Genomic DNA, 15,874 nt, shown 5'->3' on the forward strand with positions numbered 1-15,874 from the left:
GACCGGCACCCGGCGCCGGGCTTGCCTTCGAGCGCGCTCGAAGACCTAGCGTCCCGGTCATGACGACGATCAGCAGCAAGACGTGGCTCATCACCGGCGCGAGCTCGGGTCTCGGCCTGGCCCTGGCCGAGAACGCGCTGCGGGCAGGCGAACGGGTTGTCGGGACGGCGCGCAGGACCAGCCGGTTCGACGCGCTCCGGGCCAGGTACGGGGATCGGCTGCTCGCGGTTGAGCACGACGTGCGGGACACCGCCGGGGCCGCCGCGGTCGCGCGGCGGGCCCTGGACGTGTTCGGGCGGGTCGACGTGCTCGTCAACAACGCCGGTGCCGGACAGGTCGGGGCCGCCGAGGAGATCTCGGACGGCCAGTTGCGGGACATGCTCGAACAGCACCTCTTCGGCCCTGCCGCCTATGTGCGCGCGGTCCTCCCGCACATGCGGGAACGAGGTTCGGGCGCGATCGTGCAGATGAGCAGCCAGGGTGGGCGCATGTCGTTCCCCGCGGTCGGCAGCTACTCGGCCGGCAAGTTCGCTCTGGAGGGCTGGTCCGAGGCCCTCGCGGGCGAGGTCGCCCCCTTCGGGATCCGCGTGCTGATCGTTGAGCCCAGCCGGTTCCGCACCGAGTTCAACGCGCCCGAGGTACTCGGCACGGCGGCACAGGACCCGATCTACGACGCGGTGACCGGCGCCGTGCGCTCGAACATGGCCGAGGCCGACGGCATCCAGGAGGGCGACCCGGAGCGCGCGGCCGCCGTGATCCGCGATGTGCTCGACGCCTTCGACGCGCCGCTGCGGCTGCCGCTCGGTGCCGAGGCGGTCCGCAACCTCAGGCGCGCCTACGCGAGTGCGCTCGACGACGTAGAGAAGTGGGCTCGGGCGAGCGAGTCGGCGGACTTCCCGGGCGTGCCCCCGGCCGTGCGGGCATTCTGATGGTCCGTCCGATCCAGGCCGGCGACTTTAGGCTGACGACATGGCAACGGACGATCTGATGTCGCGGGCGCTGGCGGCTCTGGGGGACGACGGCGCGCCGTCGGTCGAGGTGATCCAGGCCCTCGCCGACCCGGCCGGGACCTCCGAGCCGATGACCATCGCCGAGGCGGCCGCCCACCTGGACGTCTCGCCCCACACGCTGCGCTACTACGAGCGGGCCGGCCTGGTCGCGGTGAGCCGCGACGCCGCCGGCCACCGGGTATACGACGCCGACGCAGTGCGCCGCCTGGTGTTCCTCACCCGGATGCGGCTGTCCGGCATGCCCGTGCGCGACCTGCAGCACTACGTCTCGCTGGTCGACGCCGGGAAGCAGACCGAGCCCGAGCGGCTCGACATCCTCCTGGAGCACCGCGACACCATCCGCCGTCGGATCCGGGAACTGACGCTCTCCCTGGCGGCCACGGAGTACAAGATCGCCACCTATGGGGGATCGACCGGGCCGGACGTCGACTCCGCTGCCGCCCCAAACGTCGTTGCCGACGACGTCCTGGACCAGGTCCACCGACGCTGACCCAATATCAAGCTCTCGAACACACCCTGAGGTGCCCCGCCACGAAGATAATTGGCCGATCTCACTGGCGCGCTCCGACCTGGACATCCTCAGGCCGAGTCCTTCGTGATGCTCCAGCCGCCGTCGACGTTGAGCTCGACACCCGTGATGAACGAAGCGCGGTCGGAGCAGAGGTACACGATCGCGTCGGCGACCTCGGATGCCTCGCCCAGGCGTCCGAGGGCGGTCGCTCCCGCGGCACTGGCCCGGTCCGCCTCGCCGACGCCGTCCCAGTGCGGCGTGAGCACCGGGCCGGGCAGCACACTGTTGACCCGGACGGCCGGCGCGTACTCGGCGGCGAGCTGGCGGGCCAGCCCTGTCATCCCCGCCTTGGCTGAGGCGTACGCGGCCCGGCCCGGCAGCCCGAAGTGCGCGTGCACCGACGACACCATGACCACTGCGCCCCGCCCCGACGACGACAGATCAGTCAGGTGCGCGCGGGTGGCGAGGTAGGCGCCGGTGAGGCTGACGCGGAGCTGCCGCTCCCAGCTCGACAGCGGCGTCTCCTCCAGCGACGCGACCTGGACCGCGTACGCGTTGTTCACGAGGATCTCGGGCCGCCCGAGCTCGGCGCGGCAGACGACGACGGCGTCGGCCCAGGCCGCCTCGTCGGCGACGTCCATCACGGACGCCGCGGCGCGGTGGCCGGCGTCGCGCAGCTCGTCGCGGAGGTCGTGCACGGTCGGGGAGACGTCGACGAGGAAGACGCCGGCGCCGTCCTCCGCGAGCCGCCGAGCCGTGGCAGCGCCGATGCCCCGGGCGGCGCCGGTGACGACGGCCGTGCGGCCGTCCAGGGGGAGAGCACTCGTCATCAGAGCAGTATCGGGGATCGCGGTGTCAGCGCGCGTGCATCACCGCGAGTGCATCAGCGTGGTGAAGCCGAGCTGGTCGTAGCCGCCCCCGTTGCCGTAGTCCCCGCCCCCGCCGTCGGCGCGGATGCTCTCGGCCATCCGCCGGGTCCAGGGAGCGGAGAGCCCCTTGCGGCCGGAGTAGTGGCCGAGGACGATGTCCCACACGGGCCGGATGTGGCCGCGTGAGTAGTCGCTGACCACCGTGTGGGTGTCCCATCCGACGTGGGCGGCGATGGCGGTGGTCCCGGACTGCCACGTGTAGTCGGTGAACGGGACGTCGTAGCCGAGGTTGTACTTGGCGACGTACTCAGCTCCCTTGAGGAAGCGGTTGTTGTCGTAGCCGTAGCAGTCGACTCCCTGGTGCCAGGCCATCTCGCAGAAGGTGGCCATCATGCCGATGCCCATCACGGTGTGCCCCTGGTCGCGGCCGGCCTCCTGCCACTGGGCCAGGCCCTGACGGTCGTACACGAACGGGATGGCGTTCTTGATGGACCCGTTGCCCTTGCCGTTCTTGAAGTAGCTGATGGCCCGGTTCACCAGGTCCTTGCGGTCGGTGAAGGCACCGATGGCCAGCACCGAGCACATGTTGCACAGGTCCCAGTTGGCCCAGTAGTTCGTGATCACCGCGCCGTTGTGGATGGTCAGGAAGTGCTCGTTCATCGGGTAGAAGATCTCGAGGAGCATCTTCTTGAAGCGCGGCAGGTCGAAGTCGGGGTGGTCGCGCACGAGCTCGCCCGCGTTGGCGAACTGGTAGCCGTGGATCCCTGCCGCGAGGAAGCGGTCGGCGTTGCCGCCCAGGGACCGCAGCGTGCCCGACCAGGCGTTGAGGATGCGGACGGCGGCGTCGCCGTGGGCCTTCTCGCCGCTGATCCGCCAGCGCAGGCCATTCTGGTAGGCGGCGTGGATGTCGGCGTACATCTGGCCGACGTTGTCGCCGGCGACGCCTCGGATCACATCCGTCAGCGGACGGGGCTGCCAGTCGGCGGCCGACCGGCCGTTGGCGACCAGGCGGTCCCAGCCCGACGCCCAGGGCTGGGCACCCGCGGCGACCTTGTTTGCGACGTTCTCGAGGTCGGCCGCGGAGTGCAGCAGGCCGGGCCGCGTCGGGTCCACGGGCTTGGGCGTTGCTGAGGGCGTGGCCGACGCCGACGCGGAGGCCGAGGCCGAAGGGGAACCGGACGGGGAGGGCGACCCCGACGGCGAGGGGGAGGTCGAGGGGGACGCGGACGGCGAGCCGCTGGGGGAGCTGCTCGGGCGCCCGAGGGTGGCTGAGCCGCCCGGGCCGCTCGCTCCCGCGGGCGTCATCGTCCCGGTTCCGTCCGGGCGCGCCGCCCAGGCGGACCAGGCGATGAAGGGGACCGCGGCGGCGGCGCCGGCGAGGATGGCACGGCGGGTGACCTTGCTCGGGGAGGAGAGCGGTCCGCGGGCGTGGCTCGCCCGCGGACCGGGGGTGTCCTTCGGAGACATCTTCTTCCGTTCGGTCGAGGCTGGGGGACTCGAGTGCGGGAGAACGTTATCAGGACAATTCACCCACACGGTTTGGGTCACCCTAGCGCGTCTACCGGACGGCCCTCACAGGGAAACGGTTTCGTCAGAGGATGCGGAAGGCGGCGTCCTGATTTGCCAGGTCCGAGTCGAGCGGGTCGATCCGCAGCAGGTTGTTCTGGTGCCGGAGGTACCGGTCCGGGAAGTTGTGCGAGCGGAACCTGGCGTACCCGGAGCCGACCGTGCTGGTCTGCTGCGCGAAGGTGGCGTCCCCGCGGAACGTCGCCGTGTTGTCGTACTGCTCGAGCCGGATCGCGTAGTCCCAGTGGCGCAGGAAGTACCCGGGGAGGTTGACGGACTCGAAGGAGACGGATCCCGGGCTGGCCAGGCCGCGCCGGATGTGGAACTGAGCGTCCTCCGCGGGGGAGACGTTGGCATCGAGGCGACCCACGTAGCTGGCGTGCCGCACGTACCGGTCGGGGAAGTTGTACGACTGGAGCCGGACAGCCGCTCTCTGGGCCGGCGCGAACATCAGCGTGGTGAAGCCGAGCTGGTCGTATCCGCCCGACGTCGAGCCGTAGTCGCCGCCGCCGCCCTCGGGCCGGACGCTCTCGGCCATCTGCCGGACCCACGGGGCGGACAGGCCCCGCCGCCCCTCGTAGTGGCCGAGGACGGTGTCCCAGACCGGACGCACGTGCCCGCGGCCCGCGGAGCTCACCTCGGTGTGCGTCTGCCACCCGGCGTGCGGGGCGGTGCTGCTGGGTCCGGACTGCCACGTGTAGTCGGTGAACGGGACCTCGAGCCCGAGGTTGTACCTGGCGACGTACTCGGCGGCCTTGAGGAAGCGGTTGCCGCCGTGAGCGTAGAGATCGATGCCCTGGTGCCAGGCCATCTCGCAGAAGGTGGCCATCATGCCGATGCCCATCACGGTGTGCCCCTGGTCGCGGCCGGCCTCCTGCCACTGCGCCAGGCCCAGGTCGTCGTACACGTACGGGATCGCATGGTCGATCGACCCGTTGCCCGCGCCGGTCCTGAAGTAGCCGACCGCCCGGTCCACCAGGTCGTCGCGGTCGGCGAAGATCCCGATGGCCAGGATCGCGGCCATGTTGCACAGGTCCCAGTTGGCCCAGTAGTTCGTGATCACCGCGCCGTTGTGGTTGTTCAGGAAGTGCTCGCACATCGGGTGGAAGATGCCCAGCAGCATGTCGCGGAACCGGGTGCGGTTGAAGCGGGGGTGGTCGCGCACCAGCTCGCCCGCGTTGGCGAACTCGTACCCGTAGATCCCGGAGGCGAGGAAGCGGTCGGCGTTGCCGCCGATGGACCGGAGGGTGCCGGACCAGGCGTTGAGGATGTTCACGGCGGTGTCGCCGTGCGCGGCGCTGCCGGTGAGGCGCCAGCGGAGCGCGTTCTGGTAGGCGGCGTGGATGTCGTACATCATCTGGGGGTAGTTCGACCCGTCCCCGCCGCGGATCACGTCCTGCAGCGGCCGCGGGGTCCAGGTGGACTGGCTGCGCCCGTTGGCGACCAGGCGGTCCCAGCCGCCGATCCACGGCTGGGAGCGGGCGGAGACGCGGCCGGCGGCGGTGCTGAGCTCGCCCGCCGTGTGCAGCGCGCTGGGGTGCGACGCGACCAGCGGCGCCGCCTCCGCCGCGGTGGCTGTGCCGCCAGCGGCGAGGGACGCGACGGTGGGCGCGCCCCAGGCCAGCAGCGGGACGGCGGCGGCGCCGCCGAGGAAGGTGCGCCGGGAGAGCGCGCGCGATCGTTCGAGGTCGTTCCGGGACATGGGTCGCTCCGTTCTGCCGAGGCGGCTCGTCGGTGAGTCCGCCCGTCCTGTCGAGGCGGCTCGTCGGCGAGCCGTCTCCTCCCGTCGAGACGACTCGTCGGTGAGCCGTCGACAGCAGCGGTGCCCTGCGGGACCCGGATTCCCGAGCCCTCGCGACGAGGTCGGAGGGTGAAAAGCCCGGATCGGGATAACGTTATCAACGGTCGCGGCACTTGGGAAGAGGGTGTTGGCGGCCTACGGGGACGGCGGAGGCAATGGACTTGGCGGCCGTCTGGGCTTATCGTTGGCATGCCAACGAATGGCGACGAGGCCACCAGGAGGAGCACCATGCAGCAGATGGACGGCACGGCGGACACCCCGGAGCTCAAACAGCTCTACGCGGACTTCGACACTCACCACCTGGCCCCGCTGTGGACCCAGCGCGACGGCCTGATGCCCATGACGCCGTCGCCGAAGGCGGTGCCGCATGTGTGGGAGTGGTCCACGCTGTTCGGCCTCGCCGAGCGGTCCGGCGAGCTCGTGCCGGTCGGGCGCGGAGGCGAGCGGCGGGCGATCGGCCTGGCCAACCCCGGGCTCCCCGGCACGGCCTACGCGACGCCGACCCTGTGGTGCGCGATCCAGTATCTCGGCGGGTTCGAGACCGCGCCGGAGCACCGGCACAGCCAGAACGCCTTCCGGTTCGTCGTCGAGGGCGAGGGAGTCTGGACAGTCGTCAACGGCGACCCCGTCGCGATGCGCCGCGGCGACCTGCTGCTCACGCCCGGCTGGAACTTCCACGGCCACCACAACGACACCGACCAGCCGATGGCCTGGATCGACGGCCTCGACGTGCCGTTCTCGCACTACGCCGACGTCGGCTTCTTCGAGTACGGCTCGGAGCGCGTCACCGACGAGGCGTCCCCTGACGTCTCCCGCTCCGAACGGCTGTGGGCCCACCCCGGTCTGCGCCCGCTCAGCGGCCTCGAGGACACCACGAGCTCGCCACTCGCCGCCTACCGCTGGGAGCACACCGACCGGGCGCTGACCGAGCAGCTCGCCCTGGAGGACGCCGGCCACCCGGCGACCGTCGGCCAGGGCCATGCCGCCATCCGGTACGTCAACCCGACCACGGGCGGCGACGTCATGCCGACCCTGCGCTGCGAGTTCCACCGGCTGCGCGCCGGCGCCTCCACGCCGGTCACGCACGAGGTCGGGTCCTCGGTGTGGCAGGTGTTCGAGGGCGAGGGCACGGTCGTGCTCGGCGAGACCGAGCACCGGCTGCACACCGGCGACCTGTTCGTCGTGCCGAGCTGGGTCCCGTGGTCGCTGCACGCCGACAGCCAGTTCGACCTGTTCCGGTTCAACGACGGCCCGATCGTCGACCGGCTGAACTTCACGCGCACCTACCGCCCCGGCCAGCGAAACGAGGACCTCGCATGAGACTCGCAACCCTCCGTCTCGGCGCGAGCACCGTCGCCGTCCGCGTCGACGAGCACGTCGCCGTCGAGGTGCCCGGCCACGCCGACGTCGGCCACCTGCTCCAGGACTCGCAGTGGGCCTCGGTCGCGCGTGCCGCGGACGGCCCGGCGCACGACCTCGCCGACCTCGACCCGCAGGCCTGGGCGCCGCCGGTGCTGCGCCCGGCCAAGATCGTCTGCGTCGGGCTCAACTACCGCAACCACATCCTCGAGATGGGTCGCGAGCTGCCCGAGCACCCCACGCTCTTCGCCAAGTTCCCCGAGGCGCTGATCGGCCCGTACGACCCCGTGGTGCTGCCGGCGCACGCCGGGGACGCCGTCGACTGGGAGGGCGAGGTCGCCGTCGTCGTCGGCCGGACGGCGCGCCGGCTCACCGCCGCGGAGGCCGAGGACTCGATCGCCGGCTACGCCGTGATCAACGACGTGACGATGCGCGACTTCCAGTACCGCACCCCGCAGTGGCTGCAGGGCAAGACCTTCGAGGCGACGACGCCGTTCGGCCCCTGGCTGACGACGCTCGACGCGGTCGATCCGGGGGGCGAGCTGGTCACGGAGGTCGACGGCGAAGCGGTGCAGCGCACGGCGATCGACGACATGGTGTTCGGCCCGGCCGCGCTCGTCGCCTACATCTCGCAGATCCTCACGCTCCACCCCGGCGACGTCATCGCCACCGGCACGCCCGGCGGCGTCGGCCACGCGCGGCGACCCCCGCGCTACCTCGCGCCCGGGCAGGAGCTGGTCACCTCCATCACCGGGCTCGGCACGCTGCGCAACGCCGTCGTCAAGGAGGGCTGAGCGGTGCCCGCCCGCATGGACCAGGCCACCGATCCGCAGCTTCTCGCCGGCCTGCTGCTGGCCCGCCGCGGGCAGGCGTACTTCTCACGCAAGCTCAACGAGCTGCGCAACGACGAGCTGGACGCGCCATCGCTGGTGGCCGGCTGGACGCGGCGGCACGTCGTCGCGCACGTCGGCCTCAACGCCCGCGCGCTCACCCGGCTCACCGAGTGGGCGGCCACCGGCGTCGAGACGCCGATGTACGCCTCGCCGGAGGAGCGCGACCAGGAGATCGCGTTCGCCGCTACGCTCCCCGCCCGCGCCCTGCGCAACCTCTGTGCCCATGCCGCGGTGCACCTCGACGTGGAGTGGCGGGACCTGCCCGAGGAGGCGTGGCACGCTTCGGTGCGCACGGCGCTCGGGCGGGTCGTGCCCGCGTCCGAGACCGTCTGGATGCGGACCCGGGAGGTGTGGGTGCACGCCGTCGACCTCGACAACGGCGGCTCGTTCGGCGACTTCCCGGCCGAGCTGGTCGACGCGCTGCTCGCCGACGTCGTCGGTGGCTGGCGGCGCCGGCTCGGCCCGGCCGGCCTGCCGCCCCTCGTGCTGGAGCCGACCGACCGCGACGTCACCTACCCGCTGGCGCCGGACGGGACGGCGTCCGCGGGGACGGTGACGCTCCGCGGGACCGCCGCGGCGCTGACGCGGTGGGCGACGGGCCGAGGTGCCGCCGGGGTGCTCGCTGCCGACGGCGGTGCGGTTCCGCCGCCGCCGCGCTGGCTGTGATGATCGGTCCATGACCCAGTCCCTGTACCTGCCCGAGCACGTGGGCTTCCTCATCCGGCGTGCCCAGCAGGTGCATCTGGCGGTGTGGGCCGAGGAGGCGGGGCCGGGCCTGAGCAACGTCCAGTTCGGCGTGCTCAACGTGCTGCACCGGACAGGTGGCGCCAGCCAGCGCGAGCTGTGCGACGTGCTCGACCTCGACCGCTCGACCGTCGCGGGCCTCGTCTCCCGGCTCGAGGCCAGGGGCCTGGTCGAGCGGACGAGGGCCGCCGCGGACCGCCGCCGCAACCTGGTCCGGCTCACCGACGACGGCGCCGCCGAGCTGCGCCGGCTCGTCCCGCACGTCGCCCAGGTGGACGCCTCGCTCACCGCCGGACTCAGCGAGGAGGAGCGGGCCACCTTGCGACGGCTCCTCACCAGGGTCCTCGACGCGCACGGCCACCACGCGCGCGACGACGTCTGATCCAGCTGCCCACAACCCGTCTGGAATACTGCCGGGCATGCCGGCACCTCTGGACAGCGGGGAACGCGTCGCAGCAGGACGGGCGTCGCGGCGTCCCGAGCAGCTACTTCTCGCGTTCCTCGGGGAGTTCGTGCTCGACGCCGACGTCGGGCCCGTCCCCTCGGCCGTGCTCATCGGGCTGCTCGCCGAGCTCGGCGTCGGCGATGCGGCGACGCGCGCCACGCTCGCCCGGATGAGCCGCCGCGACCTGCTCGCCAAGGTCCGCACCGGCCGGGAGGTGGCATACGGCCTCGCTCCGGGCGGCGAGTCCGTGCTCCGTGAGGCGCGCGGCCGCGTGCTCGCGGACGAGCCCTTCGCCCCGGTCGGCACCGGCTGGACCCTTGTGACGTTCTCCGTGCCGGAGAGCCAGCGCGACGCGCGCCACCGGGTGCGCGCGACGCTGACCTGGTCGGGCTTCGGCCTGCTGCGCGACGGGCTGTGGATCGCCCCCGGCGAGGTCGATGTGGCCTCCGCGCTCCGCCCGCTCGACGGTGACCTCGCCGGCGTCGAGCTGTCCGCGTTCCGCGCGTACGAGATCGAGGGCTTCTCGGCGACGCGGGCGGTCCGCTCGGCCTGGCGGCTGGACGAGATCCGCGCACACCACGTCGAGTTCCTCGGCACCTGGGCCGACGTCGAGGCCTCGGCCCACCCGCTGCGGGACATGACGGCGCTGGGCGCCGACTGGCTCGCGCTGCTGCGCGCCGACCCCAGGCTGCCCGCCGAGCACCTCTCGGCCGACTGGCCGTCCGGCCGCTCCGCGGCCACGTTCCGGCGTCTGCGCGAGGTCTTCGTCGGCGCCGCGCGAGCCGACCTCGCCGAGCTGATGGGCCGGTCGAACGTGCCGTCGACCACCTGACGTTCTACTTTCTCATGACGGGCGTCACGAAAGTGCTTGACGTCCGGGGGTGCGGTGAGGCACGATCGAGTCCTCGCCGCCGGTCCGGCTGCCCGCTCAGGGCGTCGACCACGGCCCGCCCACGAGGATGTGAGCAGTGGAACAGCCGACCCCTAGCAACCATCTGAGCCGAGCGAACTACGCGACCATCTGGGAGTCCGTGGCTCGTGCGGTGCCCGACCGTCCCGCCGTCCATGCCGACGGCCGCACGATGACCTACCGCGAGCTCGACGACGCCGCGGCCCGCGTGGCCGGCACGCTGCGCGCCGAGGGCCTCGGCGCCGGGTCGCGCGTCGCGATCTTCATGTACAACCGCGTCGAGTACCTCGTCACCGTGTACGCGGCGTACAAGATCGGCGCGATACCGGTCAACATCAACTTCCGCTACCAGGGGCGCGAGCTCGCCGAACTGCTGCGTGCCTCGCGCGCCGAGGCCCTCGTCCACCCGACGAGCCTCGGCCGGCACGTGCGCGACGCCGCCGCGGACGTCGTGCTGCCGAACCTCGTGCTCGCCGTGCCCGACGACGACGGCCCCACGGCGCCGGGCCGGCCGTTCGCCACCGCGCTGGACGCCGAGCCGCTCGACCCGCAGCCCCTGTCGCCGGACCACCAGATCTTCATGTTCACCGGCGGCACGACGGGCACCCCCAAGGCCGTCGTCTGGACGCACGGGAACCTGTTCGACAGCCAGCTCTTCTCGATCTACGGCTCGCTGCCCGTCGCCGTCCCCAAAGATCTCGACGAGGTGACGCGCATCGCCGCGCGCACGGACCTCCCGCCGACCGTGACCCTGCCGCTGACCCCCCTCATGCACGCCCTGGCGCTGTTCAACGTGATGAACGCGCTGGTCCTCGGCGGGTGCGTGATCTTCCTGCCGTCGGTGAGCCACAACCCGCAGGCCGCCGCCCGGGCCATCCACGAGTGGCGGGTGACCCGGATGATCGTGGCGGGCAACGCCGTCGTCGGGCCGCTCGTCGACGTGCTCGACTCCCCGGAGGGCGCCGGGCTCGACGTGTCGAGCCTGACCACCGTGCTCAGCTCGGGAATGGCGTGGTCCGACGAGCTCAAGCTGGCGCTCATCGCGCACGCACCCCGGGCGACGCTGGTCGACATCTTCGGCTCGAGCGAGGGCGGCCCGTTCGCCTACGGGGTGGTCCGCGGACCGCAGGACATCCCGTGCCATCCGCGGCTCGCCCCCGGCGCCGTCGTGTTCGACACCGAGCTGCGCGAGGTCCAGGACGTCCCCGGCGCCACCGGCGTGCTCGCCTACCGCGGGCAGATGCCGCTCGGCTACGACGGCGACCCGGAGCGGACCGCCCAGGTCTACCCCACGATCGACGGCGTCCGCTACGTCATGCCGGGCGACCACGTCCGGGTCCTCGGCGACGGCCTGGTCGAGCTCCTCGGCCGCGGGTCGGCGGTGGTCAACACGGGCGGGGAGAAGGTGTTCCCCGGCGAGGTGGAGGCCGTCCTGGTCGAGATCCCCGACGTGACCGACGCCGTCGTCTTCGGCACACCCGACCCCCGGTGGGGAGAGGTGGTCACCGCGTACGTCACCACCGTGCCCGGCTCGCCGCTGACCGCCGAGCAGATCCAGGAGGAGGTCGGACGGCGGCTCGCCGGCTACAAGAAGCCGCGCAAGGTCTTCCTCGTCGACGCCCTCCACCGGAGCCCGAGCGGAAAGCTCAACATGCGCGCGCTGCGCGCCCAGGTCCCCGAACTAGAGGCAGGTCAGCACGCATGAGATTCCGCGACGCGCACATCCCCTTCGGCCTGAGCTGGACCTCGCCGTTCGCCAAGTGGCAGGGCCCCCTGGCAGAGGTGAACAGCCTCGACATGGCGGTCGACGTCACCGGCCGCGCGCTGGGGGCCCGAGGGCTGCCGCCCGAGGAGATCACCGAGTGGACGCTCGGCGCAACCGTGCCCCAGCAGTACGGGTTCTACGGCGTGACCCTCGTGTCCCGGCGGCTCGGCGCCGGCCAGTACGGCGGGCCGTGGCTCTCGCGGGCCTGCGCGACGTCGGCGGTGGTCGTGGAGCACCTGGCCACCCAGGTCGAGCTCGGCGCGCACGCCACGACGATCGGCGTCATCACGGACCGGACCAGCAACGGCCCGCTGATGCTCTACTCCAGCCAGCGCAGCGCCGGGGGCGCCCCGCTGGCCGAGCACTGGGTGCTCGACCCCATGAAGCTCGACCCGACCACCGGCCAGAGCATGAACGACACCGCGGAGAACACCGCCGTCGACGGCGGCTACACGCGCGATCAGGTCGACGAGGTGGCGCTGCTGCGTTACGAGCAGTACGTGAGCGCGCTCGCCGACGACCGCGCCGTCCAGCGCCAGTACATGGTGCCCGTACGCCTCCCGCGCAAGAAGGGCGGCGACGACTGGGTCGAGGAGGACCACGGCGTCTTCCCGACCACCGCCGAGGGGCTGGCCAAGCTGTCACCGGTCAAGCCCGGGGGAGTGGTCACCTACGGTGCGCAGACCCACCCCGCCGACGGCTGCGCAGGGATCGTCGTCGCGACGGGCGACCGGGCCCGGGAGATCGGGCAGGACGGCGTGACCGCGCAGATCCTGGCCACCGGGTTCGGTCGCGCCGAGCCTGCGTACATGCCCAAGGCCCCCGTCGAGGCCGCCCGCGTCGCGCTGGCGGACGCCGGGATCGAGATGTCCGACGTCGACGTCGTCACCACGCACAACCCGTTCTCGGTGAACGACCTGTGGCTCTCCGACCAGATGGGCTACCCGCTGGAGCGGATGAACCCGTACGGGTCGTCGCTCGTCTACGGCCACCCGCAGGGGCCGACCGGCGCCCGGGCGATCACCGAGCTCATCTACGCCCTTCACGCGCGGGGCGGCGGCACCGGCCTGTTCACGGGCTGCGCGGCCGGCGACTCCGCCGGGGCCGTCGTGGTCCGGGTCGACGGATAGCCGATCCACCCCGCCCCTCCCTGCCCGACCCCACCGAACCACCGACCTCGATTGCGAGCGAGCCCGTGACCCAAGCACCGACCCAAGCACCGACGCCCGAAGCGCCGACAACGCCCCAGGCACCTACGACCGTGGCCCTGGCGGACCTGCCCCAGCACGTCGGGACCGTGTTCGGCCCGTCCTCCTGGCGCACCGTCACCCAGGAGGAGGTCAACGACTTCGCCGACCTCACCGGCGACCACAACCCCATCCACCTCGACCCCGAGGTCGCCGCCCGGTCGCCGTTCGGCGGGACCATCGTGCACGGCTACTTCACGCTGAGCCTCGTCGTCCCGCTCATGGCCGAGATCGTCGAGGTCACGGGCGTGACGACCGGCGTCAACTACGGCCTGGACCGCCTGCGCTTCCCGGCCCCGGTACGGGTCGGCGCGCGCATCCGGGTCCTGTCCACGCTGCGCGAGGTCACCGAGGTGCCCGGCGGGTACCAGGCGGTCTTCGAGAGCGTCTTCGAGGTGGAGGACCAGGCCAAGCCCGGCGCCGTCGCCGTGATGGTCCTGAGGTTCCTCGGATGAGCGGGCAGATGAAGGAGCAGGGTGTGAGCGAGCAGGGAAGCGAGTCGATCGAGCTGACCGGGAAGGTCGCGATCGTCACCGGCAGCGGGCAGGGCCTCGGGCTGGCCTACGCGAAGGCGCTCGCCCAGGCCGGGGCGAAGGTGGTGGTCAACGACGTCGACGGCGCCGCGGCCGAGCGTGCCGTCAAGGCGATCACGGAAGCGGGCGGCACGGCGGTCGCCGTGGTCGCCCCCGTGGGCCCGACGAGCACCGCCGACCTGCTCGTGCAGACCGCGGTCGAGGAGTTCGGGCGGCTCGACGTGCTCGTGGCCAACGCCGGGGTGATCCGCGACCGGGTGCTGTGGAAGATGGAGGACGCCGACTTCGACGTCGTCGTCGCCACGCACCTGCGGGGCACGTTCACCACGGTGCGCGCGGCCGCGACCCGCCTGCGCGAGCAGGGTGAGGGTGGCCGGATCGTCGTGGTCGGGTCGCCCGCCGGGCAGCACGGCAACTTCGGGCAGACGAGCTACGCGGCGGCAAAGGCCGGCGTCGTCGCCATGGCCCGCACGTGGTCGCTGGAGCTGGCGCGCGCGCAGGTGACCGTGAACGTGGTGATCCCGACGGCGATCACGGCGATGACCGCGACCATCCCCGTGTACCGGGAGGTCGCCGAGGCGTACGAGCGCGGCGAGACCTTGCCGCGCGTCGTCCGGCAGGAGCACGCGCTGGGCGGCCCGGAGGACGTGGCGCCGCTGGTCGTGTGGCTCGCCTCCGACCGCAGCGCCGACGTCACCGGGCAGGCGATCGGCGTCGGCGGGGACAAGCTGTCGCTGTACTCGTACTCCGAGGAGCTCGCGGTCACCTACCGGGAGGGCGGCTGGTCGGCCGAGGCGATCGCCGAGGCCTGGCCCACGGCGTTCGCCCCGTCCGCGCAGACGAGCGGCATCACGCTGCCCCCGCTGGACGCCGGTGTCCCAGCACAGTGAGCCGGTCCGTGTCGAGTTCGCCGACACGGACGCGGGCGGCCGTATCCATCACACGGCCGCCCTGCGGTGGGCCGAGCGGGCGGAGCACCAGCTGCTCCGCTCGCTCGGCTGGTCCGAGGTGGCCCGGTTCCCGCGCCGCCGGCTCGAGGTGGACTTCCTCGCGCCGCTCCGGTTCGGTGACGAGGTGGTGGTCGAGATAGCGGCCACCGCGATCGGCCGGACGTCGGTCACCTACGGCTGGCGGGTGCTGAAGGACGGCGTGACCTGCATCGAGGGCACCACCACGTGTGTCCACGTGGACGACGACGGCCTGCCGTGCCCGGTGCCCGCGGAGCTGCGGGCGGCGCTCAGCTGACGACCGGGCCGCGCTCGACCACCTTGTCGGCGAGCTCGGGCGCGTGGCGGGCGATGACCTCGCGCACGCGTGCCGACGCCGCCACGCCGAGCCGTTCGTAGGTGTCGCGGAAGAGCTCGCGGGCCTGCGGCCGCGGCCAGCCCGCCGGCAGGAGCGACGTCGGCAGCTCGGGGTCGAGGCCGGGGAAGGCGCGCCAGGCGTCCATGAGCTCGGTGCGTCGCACGAGCGCGTCGGCCGGTTCGATGGTGCCCCGGCCGAGCGCCGCGTGGGTCGGCTCCCAGGCGTCGACGAACGCCTGGTACATCTCGGCGAGCCCGTCGAGGTCCCACGCGCTCTGCGGGGGCACGGTCGCCGGCAGGTCGGGCGCCGTCGCCACGAAGGCAGTGGCCGCCGTGACCCCGAGGTCGACCAGCTCGGCGAGCGCCTCAGCGTGGTGCTCGTGGGGGGAGACCCACAGGGCGTCGTAGAGCGGCGCGAAGCCCAGCCAGCGCAGCCGGGTGCGCAACGCCTCGCGGACCGAGCGGTTGGCCTCGGGCACGGAGAACGCGACGACGCTCCAGCGGCCGTCCCAGGACTCCGTGTCGTCCTCGCCGAAGCTGAAGATCCGTGCGCCGCCGTCGCTCAGCACCTCCTGGGCGCGCGGCGTGAGCCCGTGGAAGGTGTTCCGGCCGGAGCGGGTGGTCGCGAGGAGCCCGTGCTTGACCATCCGGCTCAGTGCGGCGCGGGCGGCGACGTCGCTGACCCCGAAGTCGCCGAGCAGCTCGACGAGGGCGGCCGACGGCAGCGGCTCGGCGCGTCTCCACCAGTAGTCGCCGAGCAGCGTCAGCAGCAGGCTCGGCGGCGAGCCCTGGCGGGTGCGGGGCAGGCGGGGGTGCTTTGCGCCGTCCGATGTCGCCTTCGTCATGGGCAGCCTTCCCTGTTGTTCCGAGGTTGTTCCGAGGTTTGGTCCGAGATCGGTCCGGATCGATACTTGACA

The 15,874-nt window shown here is 72.5% G+C and carries 16 protein-coding genes; 12 read left to right on the forward strand and 4 right to left on the reverse strand.

Annotated features, from left to right (window positions below; translation table 11 throughout):
* Positions 1–59: 59 nt before the first annotated feature.
* Together IE250_RS23945 and IE250_RS23950 are read left to right on the forward strand one after the other, a co-directional pair.
* On the forward strand, positions 60–929 hold the full coding sequence (locus IE250_RS23945; RefSeq protein ID WP_189671836.1) for an SDR family NAD(P)-dependent oxidoreductase: 870 nt from the start codon (positions 60–62) through the stop codon (positions 927–929).
* A 40-nt stretch (positions 930–969) separates the two neighbouring features.
* Positions 970–1,500 (forward strand): MerR family transcriptional regulator, encoded by a 531-nt coding sequence (locus tag IE250_RS23950; RefSeq protein WP_189671837.1) that lies wholly within the window; start codon positions 970–972, stop codon positions 1,498–1,500.
* An 89-nt stretch (positions 1,501–1,589) separates the two neighbouring features.
* Here IE250_RS23950 and IE250_RS23955 read toward each other — a convergent pair whose 3' ends face one another.
* The 3 genes from IE250_RS23955 to IE250_RS23965 all read right to left on the reverse strand — a co-directional run bounded on the left by IE250_RS23955 (position 1,590) and on the right by IE250_RS23965 (position 5,658).
* On the reverse strand, positions 1,590–2,351 hold the full coding sequence (locus IE250_RS23955; RefSeq protein ID WP_189671838.1) for an SDR family NAD(P)-dependent oxidoreductase: 762 nt from the start codon (positions 2,349–2,351) through the stop codon (positions 1,590–1,592).
* Positions 2,352–2,390: 39 nt separating this feature from the next.
* The gene (locus IE250_RS23960) at positions 2,391–3,857 is read right to left on the reverse strand and encodes an alginate lyase family protein (protein ID WP_229872735.1); all 1,467 of its coding nucleotides are present in this window, start codon (positions 3,855–3,857) and stop codon (positions 2,391–2,393) included.
* Between the two features lie 124 nt (positions 3,858–3,981).
* The gene (locus tag IE250_RS23965) at positions 3,982–5,658 is read right to left on the reverse strand and encodes an AbfB domain-containing protein (protein WP_189671839.1); all 1,677 of its coding nucleotides are present in this window, start codon (positions 5,656–5,658) and stop codon (positions 3,982–3,984) included.
* 327 nt (positions 5,659–5,985) lie between these two features.
* Between IE250_RS23965 and IE250_RS23970 the strand changes: the two genes are divergently transcribed.
* The 10 genes from IE250_RS23970 to IE250_RS24015 all read left to right on the forward strand — a co-directional run bounded on the left by IE250_RS23970 (position 5,986) and on the right by IE250_RS24015 (position 14,898).
* Positions 5,986–7,077 (forward strand): cupin domain-containing protein, encoded by a 1,092-nt coding sequence (locus IE250_RS23970; protein ID WP_189671840.1) that lies wholly within the window; start codon positions 5,986–5,988, stop codon positions 7,075–7,077.
* Positions 7,074–7,910 carry a fumarylacetoacetate hydrolase family protein gene (locus IE250_RS23975; protein WP_189671841.1) on the forward strand — a complete coding sequence of 279 codons (837 nt, stop codon included), beginning with the start codon at positions 7,074–7,076 and terminating at the stop codon, positions 7,908–7,910. The genes IE250_RS23970 and IE250_RS23975 overlap by 4 nt, the downstream gene beginning before the upstream one ends.
* 3 nt (positions 7,911–7,913) lie before the next feature.
* Entirely contained in the window at positions 7,914–8,675 is a 762-nt protein-coding gene (locus tag IE250_RS23980) for a maleylpyruvate isomerase family mycothiol-dependent enzyme (protein ID WP_189671842.1), read from the forward strand.
* Between the two features lie 10 nt (positions 8,676–8,685).
* Positions 8,686–9,135: a MarR family winged helix-turn-helix transcriptional regulator gene (locus tag IE250_RS23985; protein WP_189671843.1), complete on the forward strand. Its 450-nt coding sequence runs from the start codon at positions 8,686–8,688 to the stop codon at positions 9,133–9,135.
* A 37-nt stretch (positions 9,136–9,172) separates the two neighbouring features.
* A complete protein-coding gene (locus IE250_RS23990; protein WP_189671844.1) occupies positions 9,173–10,030 on the forward strand; it encodes a PaaX family transcriptional regulator in 858 nt (285 codons plus the stop codon).
* A 136-nt stretch (positions 10,031–10,166) separates the two neighbouring features.
* Positions 10,167–11,813, forward strand: a complete 1,647-nt coding sequence (locus tag IE250_RS23995) for an AMP-binding protein (RefSeq protein ID WP_189671845.1) — start codon at positions 10,167–10,169, stop codon at positions 11,811–11,813.
* Positions 11,810–13,003, forward strand: coding sequence for a thiolase family protein (locus IE250_RS24000; protein ID WP_189671846.1), 1,194 nt, complete (start codon positions 11,810–11,812; stop codon positions 13,001–13,003). Before IE250_RS23995 ends, IE250_RS24000 begins: the two co-directional genes overlap by 4 nt.
* Positions 13,004–13,068: 65 nt before the next feature.
* A complete protein-coding gene (locus IE250_RS24005; RefSeq protein ID WP_308434186.1) occupies positions 13,069–13,575 on the forward strand; it encodes a MaoC family dehydratase in 507 nt (168 codons plus the stop codon).
* A complete protein-coding gene (locus tag IE250_RS24010) occupies positions 13,572–14,543 on the forward strand; it encodes an SDR family NAD(P)-dependent oxidoreductase (protein ID WP_308434187.1) in 972 nt (323 codons plus the stop codon). Before IE250_RS24005 ends, IE250_RS24010 begins: the two co-directional genes overlap by 4 nt.
* A complete protein-coding gene (locus IE250_RS24015) occupies positions 14,527–14,898 on the forward strand; it encodes an acyl-CoA thioesterase (protein ID WP_189671847.1) in 372 nt (123 codons plus the stop codon). The genes IE250_RS24010 and IE250_RS24015 overlap by 17 nt, the downstream gene beginning before the upstream one ends.
* Here IE250_RS24015 and IE250_RS24020 read toward each other — a convergent pair.
* Positions 14,891–15,802: a PaaX family transcriptional regulator gene (locus tag IE250_RS24020; RefSeq protein WP_189671848.1), complete on the reverse strand. Its 912-nt coding sequence runs from the start codon at positions 15,800–15,802 to the stop codon at positions 14,891–14,893. The genes IE250_RS24015 and IE250_RS24020 overlap by 8 nt on opposite strands.
* Between the last annotated feature and the right edge of the window lie 72 nt (positions 15,803–15,874).

The sequence above is a fragment of the Promicromonospora soli genome (assembly GCF_014653785.1).
Classification (GTDB): Bacteria; Actinomycetota; Actinomycetes; order Actinomycetales; family Cellulomonadaceae; genus Promicromonospora; species Promicromonospora soli.

Excerpts from the sequence above, each read along its gene's own strand:
- IE250_RS23950 (WP_189671837.1), top strand. The coding sequence starts at position 970 with ATGGCAACGGACGATCTGATGTCGCGGGCGCTGGCGGCTCTGGGGGAC.
- IE250_RS23970 (WP_189671840.1), top strand. The coding sequence starts at position 5,986 with ATGCAGCAGATGGACGGCACGGCGGACACCCCGGAGCTCAAACAGCTC.
- IE250_RS24000 (WP_189671846.1), top strand. The coding sequence starts at position 11,810 with ATGAGATTCCGCGACGCGCACATCCCCTTCGGCCTGAGCTGGACCTCG.
- IE250_RS23960 (WP_229872735.1), bottom strand. The coding sequence starts at position 3,857 with ATGTCTCCGAAGGACACCCCCGGTCCGCGGGCGAGCCACGCCCGCGGA.
- IE250_RS23945 (WP_189671836.1), top strand. The coding sequence starts at position 60 with ATGACGACGATCAGCAGCAAGACGTGGCTCATCACCGGCGCGAGCTCG.
- IE250_RS24010 (WP_308434187.1), top strand. The coding sequence starts at position 13,572 with ATGAGCGGGCAGATGAAGGAGCAGGGTGTGAGCGAGCAGGGAAGCGAG.
- IE250_RS23990 (WP_189671844.1), top strand. The coding sequence starts at position 9,173 with ATGCCGGCACCTCTGGACAGCGGGGAACGCGTCGCAGCAGGACGGGCG.
- IE250_RS23975 (WP_189671841.1), top strand. The coding sequence starts at position 7,074 with ATGAGACTCGCAACCCTCCGTCTCGGCGCGAGCACCGTCGCCGTCCGC.
- IE250_RS23985 (WP_189671843.1), top strand. The coding sequence starts at position 8,686 with ATGACCCAGTCCCTGTACCTGCCCGAGCACGTGGGCTTCCTCATCCGG.
- IE250_RS24020 (WP_189671848.1), bottom strand. The coding sequence starts at position 15,802 with ATGACGAAGGCGACATCGGACGGCGCAAAGCACCCCCGCCTGCCCCGC.
- IE250_RS23965 (WP_189671839.1), bottom strand. The coding sequence starts at position 5,658 with ATGTCCCGGAACGACCTCGAACGATCGCGCGCGCTCTCCCGGCGCACC.
- IE250_RS23955 (WP_189671838.1), bottom strand. The coding sequence starts at position 2,351 with ATGACGAGTGCTCTCCCCCTGGACGGCCGCACGGCCGTCGTCACCGGC.